Here is a 2,662-nt window from a genome sequence, read left to right as displayed (position 1 = left end):
GTCCACCACCGTCTGCGCGCTCGACGCGGAGACGGGCGAGGCCGTGGCGAGGAGGTTCCGCGGCAACCCCTGGGGCGAGGTCGCGGAGTGGATGTCGGGCTTCCCCGGCCCGTCGCTCGCCGCCTACGAGAGCGGCTACCTCGGCTTTGTTAGCGTCAATATAATTTTCACCATTTCCACCAACGCATTTTCGCCAATCGCGCCAACGCGGATACGCCGGATTCGCCAACGCGGATGTGCCGCTTTCGGCGCCTAGGCGCCCTCCTCCTTCCCGTCCTCACCGCCGATGGACACGTCCTTCAGGCGGTACGACCGGCCCGTTATCTTGATCATCGCGCAGTGGTGGCACAGCCTGTCGGCGACCGCCGAGGCCGTGACGTTGCTGCCGAACACGTCGCCCCACCTGCCGACCGGCACGTTGGTCGTGACGATCGTCGACCGCTTGAGCGCGTAGCGCCTGTTCACCAGCTGGAACAGCAGGTCGGCGCCCTCCTTCCCGATATCGAGGTAGCCCAGCTCGTCTATTATCAGCAGGCTGCAGTGCTCGTAGAACCGCATCCTGCGCGCCAGCGCCTCCTTCGCCGAGGCGTGCTTGAGGTCCTCGACCAGCCTCGAGCAGTCGGCGAAGTACACCTGCTTGCGGGCCATCACCGCCTCGTGGCCTATGGCTATCGACAGGTGGGTCTTGCCGACGCCCGGGCTGCCGACGAGCACGACGTTGTCGCCGCGGTCGACGAACTCGAGCGTGGCCAGCTGCTCGACCAGCCCGCGGGGCACGCTCGGCTGGAAACCCCAGTCGAAGTCGGCCAGCGTCTTTATGTAGGGGAAGTTGGCCATCCTCGTGCGGCGCTCGTCGTCGGCGCGCCGCTTGAGGGTTATCTGGGCGTCGGTGAGCTCGAGCATGGCGTCGACCAGGCTCTTCCTCCCGTCGGCGACGAGCCTGACGTACTCGGGCACCGACGACGCCATGCCCTCGAGCCCCAGCTCCTCGAGATTGGCCGCCAGGCGGTTGAGCGGGCTGGCCTGCACCGCGGCGCTCACAGCGAGCCCCCTATCGAGTCGAGCAGCCCGAGGTTGGCGGCGGCGGCCGCCTCGATGTCGCCGGCGGCGTCGCCGAACCAGCGCTTCCCGGCCATGGCCTCGGCGTAGTGCGCCGGGTCGTAGGCCGGCCCGCCCGCCACGTGCGTCGCCACCAGCTCGCCGCCGACGTAGCAGTCCATCGCGCCGCCGGGCATGCAGACGATGCGGGCGGGCCTGCCGATGCAGCGCCTGGGCACCGACATGGGCTCGCCGTGCGCGCTGACCAGCATCGTGGCCGGCACCCTGGCCACGCGCACCACGTCGCCCATCGCCTCCTCGAGGGCGCGGAGGTTGCCGACGGGCAGCAGCGCGTCCTTCTCCTCCATGAACAGCGCGGAGGGCGGCAGCCCCGTGGTCTCGTTGGGCTCGGAGTTGCTGGCGTCCTCGATCCGCGCGATGATCTCGTCGATGTCGTCCCAGCCGTCGAAGTCGCCCTGGTAGGCCGCGAGCCGCGACAGGAAGCGGTTCGACGACTCGACCTTGCCCTTGGTCTGGGGGCTGCGCGGGCGGCACAGCTTCAGCTCGAAGCCGGCGGCCTTGGCGAACTCGTATGCGCGCTGGACCTTGAGGCGCCTGCCGCCCTTGACCGTCACCAGGGCGGACATGTTGTCCGTGACCCACTCGCGGGGCACGCCGCCGAGCCTCGCGATCGTGGCGTACATGCACCTGACCAGGTCGTCGGTCGTCCTGGTCCCCGACCGGATGAATATGTGCCTGCGGGAATGGCCCAGCGTCGCCGCGAACACGTTGAACTCGAACAGCTCGCCGTCGCGGTTCGCCATCCTGACCGACTCCTTCCAGTCGAACTGCAGCTGCAGCCCGGGCGGCGTCTCGAAGCGCGGGTGCGGTTCCGGGCCGACGGAGGCCCCGACGGCGATACCGTTCTTGCGCATGAACTGGGTGAAGGCGTTGTAGCCGGCCAGGTTCTCGCCGGGATACCTGTGCAGCAGCCACTCGTGGATGCCCTTCTTGGTGACCCCCGGCAGCTGCGCCTTGGCGGCCACCTCCTCGATGTGCGCGTCGAAGGAGCCCGCCCTGTCGGCGCGCCCGTCGCGGGGCCGGCCGCCCTCGGCCCTCCAGTACGCCGCCACGGTGTGCCTGTCCTTGCCGTAGCGCTTCGCTATGTCGCTGAAGTTGGGCTTTATGCCCGCTTCCCTGTACATGTCCAACTCTCCGATCAGGTTCTTCTCCGCCACGGCCGCTCCTCCCGAAAGCATCGTTCGCTTGTCGGTCGAAGCGTAAGCCCCGGCGTTGGTGGAAATGGTGAAAATGCGTTGGCGTGATCGGGGAAATTGCGTTGGCGGAATCGGCTAAAGTGCGATGGCGAAATTGGTTGTTTTTACAGTAGCGCTAACAGGCGCTCGCCGGGGCGATCGCGGCGGCCGGGGAGCCGGCCTGCGTCGCGATGGAGGGGACGTCGTCCTACGGGGCGGGCCTCACCAGGCACCTCGCGTCGCTGGGGATGCCCGTGCGCGAGGCGCTCTCCCCGGCGAGGATGCAGAGGAGGCGCCCGGGGCAGGGGAAGTGCGACGAGTCGGACGCGGAGAGGGCCGCCCGCGCGGCGATGTCCGGCTCGAAGCTC

2 protein-coding genes and 1 pseudogene are annotated in these 2,662 nt (G+C 68.7%); 1 reads left to right on the top strand and 2 read right to left on the bottom strand.

The features are described 5' to 3' along the window. Positions 1-256 (top strand): annotated as a pseudogene (locus AB5026_RS18800) (hypothetical protein); the annotation flags it as partial. Here the strand turns inward: AB5026_RS18800 and istB are convergent. Together istB and istA are read right to left on the bottom strand one after the other, a co-directional pair. Continuing rightward, entirely contained in the window at positions 253-1,041 is a 789-nt protein-coding gene (istB, locus tag AB5026_RS18795; RefSeq protein ID WP_368124232.1) for an IS21-like element helper ATPase IstB, read from the bottom strand. The pseudogene AB5026_RS18800 and the gene istB overlap by 4 nt on opposite strands. Then, a complete protein-coding gene (gene istA, locus AB5026_RS18790; RefSeq protein ID WP_082421817.1) occupies positions 1,038-2,276 on the bottom strand; it encodes an IS21 family transposase in 1,239 nt (412 codons plus the stop codon). The genes istB and istA overlap by 4 nt, the downstream gene beginning before the upstream one ends. Positions 2,277-2,662: the final 386 nt, after the last annotated feature.

This window comes from Blautia sp. RTP21359st1_E11_RTP21359_211015 (genome assembly GCF_040910705.1).
Taxonomy (GTDB): domain Bacteria; phylum Bacillota; class Clostridia; order Lachnospirales; family Lachnospiraceae; genus Blautia_A; species Blautia_A fusiformis.
Note: the sequence above shows the minus strand (reverse complement) of the source record. Positions and strands in the feature narration are given on the sequence as shown.